We start from the raw sequence: 14931 nt of genomic DNA, 5'->3' as shown, positions 1-14931 counted from the left end.
AATACCTATAAAATTTTATTATAAAATGAAACCAGTTTTTGTTGTTCAGTTTCCCAATTGAATGTATTGATAACTGCATTTCTGCCTTTCAATCCCATTTCTTTGGCCAATTCAGGATGGTCTCTTAAATAATTGATGGCCTCTGCAATTTGTTTGGGGTCTTCCGGATTAACACAAATACCACACGAATAAGCTTCGATAATATCTTTCCATAAAGGAAAGTTGGATCCGATTACAGCAATGCCGGCACTCATGTATTCAAACAGCTTATTTGGCTGAGCATCTATATGGTTAGGAACCGGTGCGTATAAAACCAAGCCTGCTAGAGAAGTCTTCAATAAGTTTTTAACTTCGACTCTATTGAGTTGGCCTAAATAATCGACGTTTTGAAAATTTTTGTGTGCAGTTGAGAGTTGTTTAAATACTAGTGGGGAAAATTCCCCCGCAAAAGCAATTTGACATGGTTGTTTTACATAATCAATGGCATCCAAAATTTCAGTAATGCCTCTTATTGCAGTCATTCCCCCAACGAAGGAAAACGTATTTTTAACTTCGTTTGTTGTCTCAACATTATCAAATAGTTCATTCAGAATTGGATAATTGTTGATGTTGGCAACATTGTTATTGATGAGTCTAAATTTTGCAGCAATGGTACTGGTTGACGTTATGATGCCTGAGAATTTTTTCAGACTTAGTTTTTCATAATAGGCGATTGATAAAGCCAAAGGTTTACGCACCATCTTATGTAAGTAAGGCTTGGTCAAAATCTGCTTCGGTAAATCTTCATGAGCATCAAAAATGACCTTAAACCCTTGATTTAGCAGTTTTACTCCAACGGGTATGAGTTCCGGGTCATGAATGTGGTATAAGTCTGAATTTAACGATGCGGCTTTTAAAAACATCTGTTTAGATGTTTTTGTCATTCTATTCCATCGAGATAAAGGTTTGCCAATATCCAAAATTTGAATATTGCTTTCTTTGGCATCACCTTGACCGTCTGCGACTATCAAAGTCACATCAAAATGGTTGGATAAAGAAACACATTCTTTCAAAAAAATACGGATATCATTGCGTTTGTGTACGCTCGTAAGATGAGTTATTCGTTTGACCATTTTTTGTCTTTAATAAATTGTGTATTTTGAAGCAAATATACTGTCAGTATGGTTGGACCTAAACCGTAAGACAATAATACCGTCAGCAATGAGCTGTTACAGGCCGCATATCCGATTAAAATCATCATGGCTGCCAAAATATTGGTGTTATTCTTATTGGTAATCGCATTTAATACGATTAATATTAATAGTAATAATATGGAGTTAATTAATAAACCAATAAGACCAAATCTACCTACTGCATCACCGAATATCCCTGCATTAGCAGAACCAGATGTGCCATAGTAGTATTGGGAAATCAATTTGGGAGCAGAGTAAGTACTTTCAGCTAAAGTATCTGATTTTAAAATAAAATACTCATAAAAGCGGGATGTGTTAAGACCAGGTACAACTTGAATCCTGCGCAGCCAATGAATGTAGACAAGATCAATTGGTGTTAATTTGAATAAAGTAAATGCAAATCCAATGACGGTCGTTATAAAAATAATTAAGGATAGGCCAAAATTTTTTATTTTTTTTATTAAAAAATAAAAGAAAATAGTAACTATTGACGAAAATGCGATACTTTTAATACCTGAACTGGAAAAAATAATAAATATCAGTAACAAGCTTATGACCACCAATATTTTGGAGAGTAAATCAAATTTTCTATTAATGGCAATAAGAATCAGAATGGGACTGATAAAATAGCCGCCCAATAAGGTTGCATAAAGTGTAATGGCATCACTGTTCTCTTTAAATTCTTCACGTAAGCCATACACATCGGTTATGTTTGGAATTTCAAATTTAAAACCATGTCGACTAACAATAATCACAGAAAATGCTATGGCAACCATAGCCAACACGAAAATGATGAATAGCCCTAATTGATTCTTAATCTTAGGTAATTTGAAATGTATCCCCTTTGATAGTATTACAATAAGCGTAAACAGTACGCTGATAGTTAAACCCCAAACAATGCTTTCTAGTACATAACCTTGAATGGCTTTTGGTATCAGTAATATTGAAGGAATAACATGGAAAAAATAGAGGATATTAATGAAAATGGTACTGGGTTTTTTACCTTCAAATGGTACAAAAAAGGCTGGAATAAAAGCAATTAAGCCATATATGTAATATTCATAAGTAAGTGGATACTGATTGCAATTAAATCCTGGAATAATTGCAAAATAGTTACATACGTCATATGTAAGCTGATATGTCAATGCAATGAATATGCAGGTAAATAATAGGAAAATTATTTTTTTGTTCATTTTTTATGTATTTTAAGAACGAAATTTTTAATGAATCGGGTAAGTAGCAGCAATAATATGGGTAATATCAGTAGCAAAATAATGCTTAATAAAAAATTGTAGTAAGCAAAAGAGTTTTTTTCACCATATAAACCATAGTAGATACCCGAATTAGTAAGTGAGTTATTCCAAGTGTTACTGATTTCTTGTAGTTGTTTGATTTTTTGCTTATCTAATTGTGATAATTCTTTCGAGAAGTCGTGCATCAAATTATCAAGCAGTATGGCATGTACTTTATGGTATTTAATATTATTCTTGGTGCCATAAAGATCGTAATAAGACCAGCCATGGTTATCAAACATATGGACATTATTAAAAATGGAGTTGATCAATTTTTGTTGTAATGCTTTAGTATTATCAAAATTTTGATAATCTTCATAAGATTTAATACCATAAGTAGAATATACCATCCCATTGAATACATAGGCTAAGTCAGTATCTTTTTGTACCTGAGTGTCTAAATATTCCTCAATCCAAATTTGTTGGTTTAATTCGGTTCGACTCCCTCCGTTATGGTAAGAGGCAGTGACAGAACGATATAATTCACCAGCTAATTTTGCATATTTTTCATCACCGTAAATATCAGCTGCACGAAGTAATGGAATAATGGCGTATGCATCAGTTAAACCAGACCACCATGGCGCTTTAATTTTATTGTTTGGATAGCCACGATATGGCCAGTCGAATGAATAAAATAAATGGGCATTGCCATTATGATCATACTGAATGTTTTGGATTATCCAATCTACCGAATTTTTGAAAGATTGGCGATTTTTTGTTTGATCATTTGTCTCTGGATGAACATTCCAATACGCAATAGATGGATCATGCCTCCAATGGTATTGGTTTTGTTTTTGAAATTTGTCAGTATCACTTAAATTATCAGAATAAATGATAGAGTAGTGCACGACATAGAAGGGCGAAACAAATTCTCCAATTTTAGGAGAGTATGAAACAGGTAAGCCTTTTTCATTGAATGTACGATGTTTTGTGGAGCCTTGAGTAAGTAATACTCGCATCGAGCTATTAAATTCATAGATTTCATATGCATATTTATTGCTAATAAATGCAATTGGTAGCACCCAAAATAACAGATAAAGAGTAAAAAATTTGAGTTTATTAGATCGTAACATGGGCTAAGTTTTACCTATCGCAATTTTATAAGCACATAAGATATGTATAAAATATGTTAAGCACAATGATGAAGAGATGGCATATACAACGGAAATCTCATTTTTAAAGTATAAAAATGAACAAATGATTCCAATGAATTGCACCAACATTATCATCAAATTCCAAGGTTGCTTTTGGCCAATGTACAACATAAAACTTAATGGGTTAGAAATGAATCTTAAAGCCAAAGATGGCAATAGTATTTGTGCATATAGGGCGCTTTCTAACCATTTGGATCCAAAAATGATTTTGACCAAATACTCAATACTGAAAAATAAAAACACCGTTGATGGTATCGAAATCAACAACAATAATTTGAATGTTTTGATAAAGATAGATTTTGCATTGCCAAGTGTGCGGTAATCTTTTGCAGCTTTTTCTTTAAATACTTCAAGTACTGATTTTGAAACCAGTGTAATTGGTGCTTGTAAGATTTTTTGGGTAAGGAAATAATACCCTGCCACCGCAGGGGAAAAGTAAGCTGCAAATAAGATGTTTGGTATGTGAGAGGCGCTGGTGCTAAAAATCACCGATGGCACATCCATTAAGGCGAAATTTTTGTATCTGTATGCAGCAAAGAATTGATGCGAGGTCTTAATAGAATAGGCCCAAAATTTACTTTTCAGTGCATATTTCATTAATAAAATATTGGTGACAACCAAACCAATGATGTGCCCAATCAATAAGCTCCATGATTGAGAAAGCCCAAACAATGAAATTTGGGCAAAGCCCATGGCCAGATTTTGGAGCACTTTATTTTTAGAAGTGTGTCTAAACAATGCTTGTCTGTTGTAGAGGTAAGTAAATACCTGATAAAAAGCTGTTAGGACGATAGCAATAAAACTCAATAAAATAAAAATCGCTGGATTTTGGATGTCAAGTAACGGATAGTGAAAAACCAGTGCATAAATACAGGCGGATAACAAACAAAAAATGCTCACAATCACAGTTGTATTCAGTGCTAAATTGGTGACAATATTGGCACCAAATTTGGTTTTGGGTAACAGAATTGCCAGTTCGTAACGTAGGGTTACAACACTAGCAATAATGGTTACAATGCTGACAAACGTGCCATAAACCCCAATGTCATTTACCGTGTAAATTCGGGTAATGATGGGCATGATTAATATGGGAATTAAGGCCGCAATTGTAGAACCTGTGAATACAGTAATTAAATTGCGGCTAAATTCTGATGTGCTAAATCGAGATTTAAACAAACTATTATTTTCCAACTGCAAGGCAAACTTGTTGAATTTGACTTAAAGTCATATACGGATGCATCGGCAAACTCATCACTTCTTCAGCCACTTTGTCACCAATTGGTAATACTGCATCGCTGGCAACAGCGGGTTGTTTATTGAGTGGAATAGGGTAGTGAACCGCTGTTGGGATGCCTGCTTCTTTCAATTTGGCTTGTACGGCATCGCGATTGGCGACACGGACGGTAAATTGGGCGTAGGCACTGATATTGTGTTCTTCAATGAATGGCACTGCAGTAAAACCGACTTCTGCAAATCCTTTTTGATAGTTTGCGGCCACTTCTTGGCGCAAACGAATTTCATCATCCAAAATGGCCAATTTAGGCAATAAAATAGCGGCCTGTAAGGTATCCAAGCGGCTGTTCACGCCGACACGGATGTGATGGTAGCGGCGGTCTTGGCCATGACGGGCAACTTGGCGGATGATTTTTGCCAATTCGTCATCGTTGGTGAAAATGGCGCCGCCATCACCGTAACAACCCAAAGGTTTGCTTGGGAAGAAGCTGGTGCAGCTGATGGTGGTCAAATTGCCAGATTTGCGACCTTTGTAAGAGGCACCAAAACTTTGGGCACCATCTTCAATCACGGGAAGATTGTGTTTGGCGGCGATGGCATTGATAGCATCGAAGTCAGCACATTGACCATATAAAGACACAGGAATAATGGCTTTAGTGTTGGGTGTGATGGCAGCTTCTAACAATTCCACATTCAAATTGTAAGTGTTTTCATACACGTCTACATACACAGGTTTAGCGCCCAATAAAGCGACGGTTTCTGCGGTGGCGATGTAGGTGAATCCTGGGGTAATCACTTCATCACCAGGGCCTATGCCCAAAGCCATTAAGGCAATTTGCAGGGCATCAGTACCATTGGCACAAGTGATGCAGTATTTGGCGCCGGTATACGCTGCCAATTTTTCTTCTAATTCATTGACTTCAGGGCCTAAGATGTACTTACCATGGCTCAAAACTTTTTGAATATTGGCATCAATTTCAGACTTGATGCGTTGTTGTTGTGCGGCTAAATCAATAAATTCCATTATCAAGCGTCCTGTAAATTAATCCAATTTGTTCAGTTGTTGGCCGATGAGTTGGTAAGTGGCTCCAGAGTGGGAGCAAGTTGTGCTGGCTTCACCAGACAATGGCAAATCCAATTGTTCGCCATATTCACTCATCCAGCCAATTTGTTTGGCGGGCACCCCTACCATCAAGGCATAATCGGGCACATCTTTGTTCACGACGGCACCTGCACCGATAAAGGCATAACGGCCGACAGTGTTGCCACAAACAATGGTGCAATTGGCCCCCAAAGTTGCACCTTTTTTAACCAAAGTATCGCGGTATTCGTTTTTGCGTTCTATCAGTGAGCGTGGGTTGTAGACATTGGTAAACACCATGCTGGGCCCACAAAATACGCCTTCTTCTAAAGTGACATTGTCGTAAACGGAGACATTGTTTTGAATTTTACAGTTGTCACCGATGATGACTTTATTGCCCACAAACACATTTTGACCAAATGAGCAGCCCGTACCAATCACAGCACCGCCACAGATGTGCACAAAATGCCAAACACGGCTACCTGCTCCAATTTGTGCACCTGCATCGATGATGGCACTGGGGTGCACGGTATAATTTAATTCAGACATTTTAATAATTCCTCACAAGCCGCTTCACCTTGAATTTGTGCGGTTGTCCATTTGCCACCATAAACATGCAAAACCTTGCCCACTGTTTCAAATGCCCATTCACGCGTGCTGTTACTGGGGTTGATGGCATCTTTTAATAAGGGTCTTACGCCAGCGAATGTATCACAAACATCTGCTCTTGACAGCGGCTGCTGGTGGTATTGGTTATAAGATTGTAATAGGTAATCAATTTCAGCTTCTGATGCTGGCTCAGATTCTGGATGGTCTTGACGAATTTCGGTGGTGCCTATCATGGTTTTGCCTTGATAGGGCAACACAAAGAAAATGCGTTTTTCATTCGGAATCGGTAGCATCAATGCTTGTTGTAAAGGCTGATCCACAAACAAATGGCTGCCACGTACCCAATCAATGGCAATGGCTGGCGGCGTGTCTTGTTGAGAACGCAAATGCATCACCCAAGGTCCAGTAGCATTCACAATCGCATCATAGTCTTGCAGTTCGGCCAACGTGTTTACAGGCCGGCCTGTAAACACTTGTCCATGCAAATCAAGGATTTGTTGTACCACCCATTGCCCCAGTTGGTAATCATCCATTTGGCCATCGTAAAACGAGTAAGCACCCAACAGATTGTGTGTATTTAAATGCGGGCTGCGACGCAAAGTTTCATCCGCACTGAGCCACTTGCTTTTAGGAAAACCACTGCCATTGGCCAAAACATCATACAGTTTGGTGCCCAAGCCAATTTGCCATTTAGGGCGTCCTTCATGTTTGTAAATGGGAAACAACAATTCCAATTGGCGACACAGATGCGGCGCTTGTTGCAGCCAAAATTGGCGCGCTTGCAAGGCTTTGTGTACCAATTTAAACTGGCCTGTTTCCAGATAGCGTAAACCACCATGTAACAATTTAGAAGAAGACTGACTGGTATGCGCCATAGGGGCATCTTTGTCGTACAAGTCGACTTGATAACCCCGTTTGAGCAAAGACCAAGCAGTACAGGAACCGATGATTCCTGCACCCACCACGGCAATTTTTTTCATCGATCAATAAATCAATGGCAAAGACACTGTTTTGTTATCGCGTGCGGCCAAGTAAATGGCAATCAGCAATTCCAATGATTTCAAGCCTTCACGGCCATCGGTAATTGGCTCGGCTTCACCACGCAATACATCAATGACATTTTTGTAATACAAAGGATGGCCAAAACCGTATACCGAAGTGGTTTCGTAATTGGCTTCTTTGACTTGGTCATCGTAGTCTTTGGCTTCGTCGAATTCCCAAGTTTGGATGTCGTTGACCGCCACACCGCCCACACGTACTGTGCCTTTGTCACCCAAGATGGTGATAGAGCCCTCGTAATTTTTAGGGTAAGTACACATGGTTACCGCCATAGAACCCAAAGCACCATGGCGCCAGCGGATGTTCACCACGCCAGTGTCTTCGGTTTCGATGTCACGGTGAGTAGAGACCATCGCTTGCACATCTTGCACTGGGCCAATCAACCATTCCATCAAATCGACATAGTGGCTGGCTTGGTTCATGAAGGCCCCGCCGTCAAACTCCCAAGTGCCACGCCATCCGCCTTGGTCGTAATAGTCTTGTGGGCGGGTCCAGAACACATTCAAGTGCACCATATTGATGTTGCCAAAGCGTTTTTCTGCAACGGCACGTTTGAGCAATTGCATGGTGGCATTCAAACGGTTTTGTTTCACCACAAACAAGCGTTTACCTGCTTTGTCAGCGGCCTGAACCATGCGTTCACCATCGTGTAAACGTGTGGCCATAGGTTTTTCAGTCAAAACATTGAAGCCAGCCTCAAAACAGTCGACGGCTTGTTGTGGATGCTGGCCTGATGGCGTGGTCAAGATGATTAAGTCGGCATCGGTGTCTTGCAACAAATCTTGTAATTTGCCATAAGCTTTGGCACCTGAGCGGGCGACTGCTGCTGCCAAGGCTTCGGCATTGGTATCGCATACGCCCACCAATTCCAATGAATCTTGGTGTTTTTCAATCGAGCCAAAATGGTTATTGGCAATGCGGCCACAACCGACGATGGCAACTTTGATTTTACGGTCTTTAATGATGTCAAACATGAGTGTGTCCATTAAGCCTTGATGACTTTACCTGATTGTGTCGTGAATTTACCGCGGGTATCGACGATAAGTTGCGCATGTTGTTCTAACAATGCATAGTCAAATTTATCGTGCTCGGTGGTCAAAATCACACAGTCGTAAGCGGCAATGTTTTCCGCAGTCAAAGCCACACTGTCCAATTCAAAATTGTGTTCACGCATTTTAGGGAAGCTTGGGACATGAGGATCGCTGTAATCGACTTTGGCACCCAAATCACGCAATTTTTCCATCACAAATACCGATGGGCTTTCGCGCATGTCGTCCACGTTTTTCTTGTAAGCAATGCCCAAGACCAATACGCGGCTGCCTTTCAACGATTTTTCACGGTCGTTCAAGGCCAAAGCCGTTTTGTTGACCACATAATCTGGCATACCTGAGTTGATTTCGCCTGCCAATTCGATGAAGCGGGTGTTTACGCCAAATTCACGCGCTTTCCAAGTCAAGTAGAATGGGTCAATAGGAATACAGTGACCGCCAATACCAGGGCCTGGGTAGTAAGCCACAAAGCCAAATGGTTTGGTTTTGGCCGCATCAATCACTTCATAAATGTCAACGCCCATTTTGTCAGCGACGATTTTCATTTCATTGGCCAAACCAATATTGACCGCGCGGTGGATGTTTTCCAATAATTTGGTCATCTCGGCTGCTTTGGTTGAGCTGACTGGTACGACTTGGTCGATTGCTGCGCCATACAAGGCAATACCGACTTGCAAACATTTGTCGGTATGACCACCGACCACTTTAGGGATGGTGCGGGTTTCAAAATTAGGATTGCCTGGGTCTTCGCGCTCAGGTGAATATACTAAGAAGAAGTTTTCGCCCACTTTCAGGCCGCTTTCTTCAACGCGTGGTAACAATTCTTCTTCAGTGGTGCCTGGATAGGTAGTGCTTTCCAAAGACAACAATTGACCGGCACGCAAATAAGGTTTGACCGCATCAGTGGTATCGATGACATAGCTGATGTCGGGTTCACGGTATTGGTTCAATGGGGTAGGAACACACAGAATGATGGCATCACATTCAGAGATGCGACTGAAATCAGTGGTGGCTTCAAACAAAGACTGTGCAGCTTGAATTTTATCGGCAGCAATGTGTTCGATATAGCTTTTACCCGCATTCAATGAGTTGACTTTGAAGTCGTCAATGTCAAAACCGATGACTTTAAAACCTACTTGGGTATAACGCAATAACAGTGGTAAGCCCACATAGCCTAGGCCAACAATGCCGATGATGGCTTCTTTATTTTGGTAGCGTTCTATAGCTTGTTCAAACATGTTTGTTCCTGTAGTAAAACTGGTTATTTGTTTAACAGAGAGTTGATGATGGTTTGTATGTGTTGTTGTAAGACTGACACAGCTTGCGCTTGATCCGGATGAGTTTGGCTGGAGCGTAAGGCTGAGTAATCAGGTCTGACTGTGTGTTCGGCATTGGCCAAAGTTACAGGTGCGGTGACTTTGATGTCGTATTGTTTGTGGGTGTGGGCACTTAATTGTGTGGCAATCATTTGCGCCAATTCCACGCGGTCTAAAATCACATCACTGCAATAATGCACAATCTTGGCAGGGTTTTGGGTTTCAACCAATTCGATGATGTAATCGGCCAAAGCACCTGCATAAGTAGGGGTGCCAATATTGTTTTCGTAAATTTCAACCGTTTGATTGTCGAGTAATTTATTAATGACAGCAGGAACAAAGTTGCGACCGTGTTCACTGAATACCCAAGAAGTGCGCACAATCGTGGTGTGTTCACACAGACCTAAAGCCAGTAATTCACCCGCCAATTTGGATTTGCCATAGACATTGCTGGGATTGGGCGCATCCAAAGCCGTGTAAGGCTGATTGGTATTGCCTCTGAACACATAATCTGTCGAAATGTGAATCAAGCGGCTGCCGACTTTTTGGGCCGCCTGAGCCAAATTGGCCACACCATGAGCATTCACGGCAAACGCCTGCTTGGGCTCATGTTCGGCTTGGTCTACATTGGTGTATGCGGCTGTATTGACGATGACTTCAGGTTGAAAGCCCTGAATCATGGCGTCCAAGGTGGTGCTGTTGGTAATGTCCAAAGTCTTAGAGTCTGTGAATATGACTTCCCAGTCTTCAGGTACGCGTTCGCGCAAACTTTGACCTAATTGACCTCTCGCCCCAGTGATTAAGACGCGCATTTTATGTATTCCTTCAATGTCATTCCAGCCTGATCTTTGGGTGATAACACAGGACTAGTGTGGCTGTTGGGCCACTGAATATTGATATCGGGGTCATTCCACAACAATGTGATTTGATCGTTGGGAACATAGTAATCGCTGCAATGGTACAACACTGTGGTGTCTTGCGCTAGTGTTAGAAACCCATGCGCAAAACCAGCAGGAATCCACAGTTGCTGGCTGTTTTGAGCGGAAAGTCTGATGCCGTGCCATAGTCCGAAGGTGGCTTGGTCAGCACGCAAGTCCACAAACACATCGTAAATCTCGCCGCTCAATACTTGGATTAACTTGCCTTGTGGGCGGGTCAATTGGGCATGCATGCCGCGCAACACATTGATATGTGAATGAGAAACATTGCTTTGCAAAAACACCGGCGCATCTAAGCCAAGTAAATCGGCATATTGCTGTTGGTGTTGCGACTCGCTAAACCAGCCGCGCTCATCGGGATAGCGGGGCACATCGAGCAAGTGCACGCTTTCAAAAAAAGTCTCACGGATTTGCATCACACTTGCTCCAAGATTTTTTGCACATACAAATCGTAAGCCGATTGTGATTGGTTGGCTTGGTGTTGCAAGAGGGTGGCCTTATCACACCAGCCTTGGCGCACGGCCAATTCTTCCAAACAGGCAATTTTCAAACCTTGCATTTTTTCGATGGTGTGTATGCACGAGCCGGCTTCCAATAGGCTTTCGGCCGTACCCGCATCCAGCCACGCAAAGCCGCGCCCTAGCGTGGTATGGCTTAAGCGTTGTTGTTGGCGGTATTGTTCCAACACATCCATGATTTCCAATTCACCGCGCGCCGATGGGCGGGTATTGGCGGCGAATTGGGCGACTTGCTTGTCAAACAAATACAGGCCGGTAATGGCGTGGTTGGAGATGAATTCTTTTGGTTTTTCATGCAAAGAAGTGATGTTGTCGTGCTCGTCAAAACAGGCCACGCCAAAACGCTGCGGATTGTTCACTTGTTGGGTGAAGATGGTGGCGCCATTGAGCTCATTGATGGCAGTGCTGAGCTTGTGGCCAAAGCTTTCGCCAAAGAAAATATTGTCACCCAAAATCAAACACACATCGTCGTCTTGCAGCCATTCTTGCGTGATCAAGAAGGCATCGGGGATGCCGCGTGCTTCTTCTTGTACGAAATAGGTGATGTTCAAACCCAAGCGGCTGCCATCGCCAAACAGGCGTTGGAACAGGTGTTGGTCTTCGGGATTGCTGATTAAGGCGATGTCACGGATGCCGCCCAGCATCAAAATCGACATCGAATAGTAAATCATGGGCTTGTCGTAAACTGGCAATAAATGCTTGTTCACCGCAAACGTCATCGGATTCAGACGGCTGCCTTTTCCTCCTGCCAGTAAGATGCCTTTCATAGCTTCCCTTATGTTTATTTTTCAGCAATCAAAAGTGGTGTGTTCAAGGCTTGGTGCACAGTGGCGGCCAAGCCGTCTTGCAATAAGGTTTGTTCTTGCCAACCCAGTTCGCGCTTGATTTTGCTGGCATCGAGTGAGTAGCAGCGGTCGTGGCCCAAACGGTCGGTGACAAATTCTATCGGCACTTCGTTTACAGGCCGGCCCAATTGTTTTTGCACTTCCACATACAAGGCTTGTAGCAATTCTAAATTGGTAATTGGATGGCCGGCAGCGACCACATAGCATTGATTAGGCTGAGCTTGCGTCAGCATCAACCACAAGGCGCGCGCATGTTCCACCACATACAGCCAATCACGCTGTTGCAAACCATCGCCGTACACAGGAATGCGTTCGCCATTTTTGATGCGCTCAATCGACAAAGGAATGAGTTTTTCCGGGAACTGGCCCGGGCCGTAATTGTTGCTGCAATAGCTGATTAAAGTTGGCAAGCCAAACGTGCGTTGGTAAGACTGTACCCAATGGTCGGCCGAGGCCTTGCTGGCAGAGTAGGGACTGCTAGGGCGGTAAGGGCTGTCTTCATGCGCGGCATAGCCATTGTCTTCGGCATCGCCAAACACCTCATCGGTAGACACTTGCAAATAGCGAAATGCGGCCTGTAAATCGGCGGGCAAGCCTTGCCAATAACTTAATGCGGCCTGTAACAGCGACTGTGTGCCTTGGATGTTGTTGTGCAAGAACACGCTCGGTGCGTCAATGGAGCGGTCGACATGGCTTTCCGCCGCCAAATGCATGATGGCCCACGGCTGGTGCTGCTGCAAAATCTCGCTCATCTTGGCGGTGTCGCACACGTCTGCTTGGTAAAAATGCACCCGTGGTAAATCGATGACATCGCTCAAACGCCCCAAATGACCGGCGTAACTGAGTTTGTCGATGATGACGATGTCGTCTGTGCTGACTTCGGTCAAATAGCGCACCACATGTGCGCCTATGAAGCCTGCGCCACCGGTAACCACGATGCTTGATGTCATACCAATATTTCCCCGTGTGTGCCCACGTGTGAGCCATGGCGCAAACGCCATTTGATGTCATTGCCCAAAGTGCTCACCGAAACGGTGTGCCAATGAGACGCTTGTGATAAAACCGAGGCATCGGCCTGTAAGGGCAGCAAACCTATCGCCGCGGCGCCTAAAATTTTCGGTGCTTGATACAGTAGCAATTCGTCCACGCAGTCTTGCTGTATGAAGGCGGCGCTGAGTACAGAGCCAGCTTCTACCCAAGCTTCATTAATGCCTTCTTGGGCTAGAGTATGCAATATAAATTGCAAACTGTTGTCAGTGTGTGGCTGTTCCCACACAAAACAACGCACGCCGCGAGCGGCATAAGCGCTGGTGTCTTGTTCTTTTGCGGTAAACAACCAAGTCGGCGCCACGCTGGTATCGAATATCTGTGCATCGACAGGGCTGCGCAAACTGCGGTCTAACACCACCCGCACCGGCGGTTGCAAACACGCCACGCCGCGCACATTCAGCTGCGGATTGTCAGCCAGCACGGTGCCACTGCCGGTGATGATGGCATTGCTGGCGGCACGCTGCTGGTGCACATCGGCACGCGCCGCATCGCCGGTAATCCATTGGCTTTGACCATCGGCCAAGGCGGTTTTGCCATCGAGGCTGGCGGCCAATTTCAAGGTGATAAAAGGACGGGAGCGCTGGATGCGCGACAGAAAACCACGGTTCAAGGCCTGTGCTTGTGTGCTCAATAAACCGTGAGCTGTGCGTATGGAAGCGGCCTGTAAACGTGCTAAACCTTGTCCTGCGACTTGCGGGTTGGGGTCGACCATGGCGCATATGACTTTGGCCACGCCCGCTTCAATTAAAGCATTGGCGCAAGGTGGGGTTTTGCCGGTATGGCTGCAAGGCTCTAGGGTCACATAAGCGGTGGCGCCGCGTGCCAAATCGCCTGCTTGACGCAGCGCATGCACTTCGGCATGTGGTGCGCCTGCTTGGACATGAAAACCCTCGCCGACAATTTGTTCGCCGTGGGCGATGACGCAGCCCACTTTGGGATTGGGGCTGGTGGTATTGCCAGCGCTGGCCGCCAAATGCAGCGCGCGCTGCATCATGGCGGTGTGTAAGGCAGAGAATTCAGGCACCATTATTTAACCGCAATATTGCCCAATAATTGTGCCAATTGTGCCGGCGCTTGGCTGCTGCTGATGGCGCAGACTGAGTAAATATTGCCATCGTTAATGGCCACACAGGCTTGGTTGACTTCGGTTTCGGCTTGGGTTTCGCTGAATTGGTAAGCCAATTTATTGCCTTCAACCGCGCCGACTGTGGCATTTTTCAAGGCGGCATCTGCTTTCACGGCATCGCTTAAGTTTTTCAAATACGTGGCTGCGTCTTTTTTGGATTTGCCCAAATCGGCAGCGTATAACAATACATCGGCAGCATCATCGCGTTGCAAGAACAGCAATTGCTCGCTCGGAATGTCGCTGATCAATTGACCGGCTTCGGCCAATTTGTCGGCATATTGGCCAGTGACAGACAGGCTGATTTTGCCATCTTTGCTGGCGATGGTTTGCGCCGCAGCCACTGGGGTGCTCGCTTGCGCAGTGGACGCGCTGCTGGCAGGAGGGGTGTCGCCCACAGAAGATTCGGTGCTTTGGTTACAAGCGGCTAATAAAACCAAGCTTAAGGCGCTGATGCCAAACAATTTTAGGTGCTTCATTTCATCCCTTTGG

15 protein-coding genes are annotated in these 14931 nt (G+C 43.9%); all 15 read right to left on the bottom strand.

Going from position 1 to position 14931, the window contains the following annotated elements; genetic code table 11:
• Window positions 1-5: 5 nt before the first annotated feature.
• From BN3003_RS01170 to BN3003_RS01100, 15 genes are read right to left on the bottom strand one after another with little or no spacing between them, the layout of a single operon-like run.
• The gene (locus BN3003_RS01170; protein ID WP_058304913.1) at window positions 6-1112 is read right to left on the bottom strand and encodes a glycosyltransferase; all 1107 of its coding nucleotides are present in this window, start codon (window positions 1110-1112) and stop codon (window positions 6-8) included.
• On the bottom strand, window positions 1097-2365 hold the full coding sequence (locus BN3003_RS01165; RefSeq protein WP_058304912.1) for a hypothetical protein: 1269 nt from the start codon (window positions 2363-2365) through the stop codon (window positions 1097-1099). Before BN3003_RS01165 ends, BN3003_RS01170 begins: the two co-directional genes overlap by 16 nt.
• Window positions 2362-3537 (bottom strand): D-glucuronyl C5-epimerase family protein, encoded by a 1176-nt coding sequence (locus BN3003_RS01160; RefSeq protein ID WP_058304911.1) that lies wholly within the window; start codon window positions 3535-3537, stop codon window positions 2362-2364. The genes BN3003_RS01165 and BN3003_RS01160 overlap by 4 nt, the downstream gene beginning before the upstream one ends.
• 3 nt (window positions 3538-3540) lie before the next feature.
• Window positions 3541-4815, bottom strand: a complete 1275-nt coding sequence (locus BN3003_RS01155) for an oligosaccharide flippase family protein (RefSeq protein WP_147645291.1) — start codon at window positions 4813-4815, stop codon at window positions 3541-3543.
• Window positions 4799-5875 (bottom strand): DegT/DnrJ/EryC1/StrS family aminotransferase, encoded by a 1077-nt coding sequence (locus BN3003_RS01150; protein WP_058304909.1) that lies wholly within the window; start codon window positions 5873-5875, stop codon window positions 4799-4801. Before BN3003_RS01150 ends, BN3003_RS01155 begins: the two co-directional genes overlap by 17 nt.
• An 18-nt stretch (window positions 5876-5893) precedes the next feature.
• Window positions 5894-6481, bottom strand: coding sequence for an acyltransferase (locus BN3003_RS01145; RefSeq protein WP_058304908.1), 588 nt, complete (start codon window positions 6479-6481; stop codon window positions 5894-5896).
• Entirely contained in the window at window positions 6469-7521 is a 1053-nt protein-coding gene (locus BN3003_RS01140; RefSeq protein ID WP_058304907.1) for a glycerol-3-phosphate dehydrogenase/oxidase, read from the bottom strand. Before BN3003_RS01140 ends, BN3003_RS01145 begins: the two co-directional genes overlap by 13 nt.
• Before the next feature lie 3 nt (window positions 7522-7524).
• Window positions 7525-8574, bottom strand: a complete 1050-nt coding sequence (locus BN3003_RS01135) for a Gfo/Idh/MocA family protein (protein WP_058305100.1) — start codon at window positions 8572-8574, stop codon at window positions 7525-7527.
• A gap of 11 nt (window positions 8575-8585) precedes the next feature.
• Window positions 8586-9887, bottom strand: coding sequence for a nucleotide sugar dehydrogenase (locus BN3003_RS01130; protein WP_058304906.1), 1302 nt, complete (start codon window positions 9885-9887; stop codon window positions 8586-8588).
• Between the two features lie 23 nt (window positions 9888-9910).
• Entirely contained in the window at window positions 9911-10777 is an 867-nt protein-coding gene (gene rfbD, locus BN3003_RS01125) for a dTDP-4-dehydrorhamnose reductase (RefSeq protein WP_058304905.1), read from the bottom strand.
• Window positions 10765-11319 (bottom strand): dTDP-4-dehydrorhamnose 3,5-epimerase, encoded by a 555-nt coding sequence (gene rfbC, locus BN3003_RS01120; RefSeq protein WP_058304904.1) that lies wholly within the window; start codon window positions 11317-11319, stop codon window positions 10765-10767. The genes rfbD and rfbC overlap by 13 nt, the downstream gene beginning before the upstream one ends.
• Window positions 11319-12188 carry a glucose-1-phosphate thymidylyltransferase RfbA gene (gene rfbA / locus BN3003_RS01115; RefSeq protein WP_058304903.1) on the bottom strand — a complete coding sequence of 290 codons (870 nt, stop codon included), beginning with the start codon at window positions 12186-12188 and terminating at the stop codon, window positions 11319-11321. The genes rfbC and rfbA overlap by 1 nt, the downstream gene beginning before the upstream one ends.
• Window positions 12189-12202: 14 nt before the next feature.
• The gene (gene rfbB, locus BN3003_RS01110; RefSeq protein ID WP_058304902.1) at window positions 12203-13216 is read right to left on the bottom strand and encodes a dTDP-glucose 4,6-dehydratase; all 1014 of its coding nucleotides are present in this window, start codon (window positions 13214-13216) and stop codon (window positions 12203-12205) included.
• Window positions 13213-14343, bottom strand: a complete 1131-nt coding sequence (ribD, locus tag BN3003_RS01105; protein WP_058304901.1) for a bifunctional diaminohydroxyphosphoribosylaminopyrimidine deaminase/5-amino-6-(5-phosphoribosylamino)uracil reductase RibD — start codon at window positions 14341-14343, stop codon at window positions 13213-13215. Before ribD ends, rfbB begins: the two co-directional genes overlap by 4 nt.
• Entirely contained in the window at window positions 14343-14918 is a 576-nt protein-coding gene (locus BN3003_RS01100) for a hypothetical protein (RefSeq protein ID WP_058304900.1), read from the bottom strand. Before BN3003_RS01100 ends, ribD begins: the two co-directional genes overlap by 1 nt.
• Between the last annotated feature and the right edge of the window lie 13 nt (window positions 14919-14931).

The organism is Vitreoscilla massiliensis (genome assembly GCF_001457815.1).
In the GTDB taxonomy this organism is placed as follows: Bacteria; Pseudomonadota; Gammaproteobacteria; order Burkholderiales; family Neisseriaceae; genus Vitreoscilla; species Vitreoscilla massiliensis.
The sequence above is the reverse complement of the archived record's forward strand: the minus strand, read 5'-3'. Positions and strand labels throughout refer to the sequence as shown.

Coding starts and splice junctions, on each gene's coding strand:
- rfbC (WP_058304904.1), bottom strand. CDS start 11,319: ATGCAAATCCGTGAGACTTTTTTTGAAAGCGTGCACTTGCTCGATGTG.
- rfbB (WP_058304902.1), bottom strand. CDS start 13,216: ATGACATCAAGCATCGTGGTTACCGGTGGCGCAGGCTTCATAGGCGCA.
- BN3003_RS01165 (WP_058304912.1), bottom strand. CDS start 2,365: ATGAACAAAAAAATAATTTTCCTATTATTTACCTGCATATTCATTGCA.
- BN3003_RS01150 (WP_058304909.1), bottom strand. CDS start 5,875: ATGGAATTTATTGATTTAGCCGCACAACAACAACGCATCAAGTCTGAA.
- ribD (WP_058304901.1), bottom strand. CDS start 14,343: ATGGTGCCTGAATTCTCTGCCTTACACACCGCCATGATGCAGCGCGCG.
- BN3003_RS01140 (WP_058304907.1), bottom strand. CDS start 7,521: ATGAAAAAAATTGCCGTGGTGGGTGCAGGAATCATCGGTTCCTGTACT.
- BN3003_RS01145 (WP_058304908.1), bottom strand. CDS start 6,481: ATGTCTGAATTAAATTATACCGTGCACCCCAGTGCCATCATCGATGCA.
- BN3003_RS01135 (WP_058305100.1), bottom strand. CDS start 8,574: ATGTTTGACATCATTAAAGACCGTAAAATCAAAGTTGCCATCGTCGGT.
- BN3003_RS01130 (WP_058304906.1), bottom strand. CDS start 9,887: ATGTTTGAACAAGCTATAGAACGCTACCAAAATAAAGAAGCCATCATC.
- BN3003_RS01100 (WP_058304900.1), bottom strand. CDS start 14,918: ATGAAGCACCTAAAATTGTTTGGCATCAGCGCCTTAAGCTTGGTTTTA.
- rfbA (WP_058304903.1), bottom strand. CDS start 12,188: ATGAAAGGCATCTTACTGGCAGGAGGAAAAGGCAGCCGTCTGAATCCG.
- BN3003_RS01160 (WP_058304911.1), bottom strand. CDS start 3,537: ATGTTACGATCTAATAAACTCAAATTTTTTACTCTTTATCTGTTATTT.
- BN3003_RS01170 (WP_058304913.1), bottom strand. CDS start 1,112: ATGGTCAAACGAATAACTCATCTTACGAGCGTACACAAACGCAATGAT.
- rfbD (WP_058304905.1), bottom strand. CDS start 10,777: ATGCGCGTCTTAATCACTGGGGCGAGAGGTCAATTAGGTCAAAGTTTG.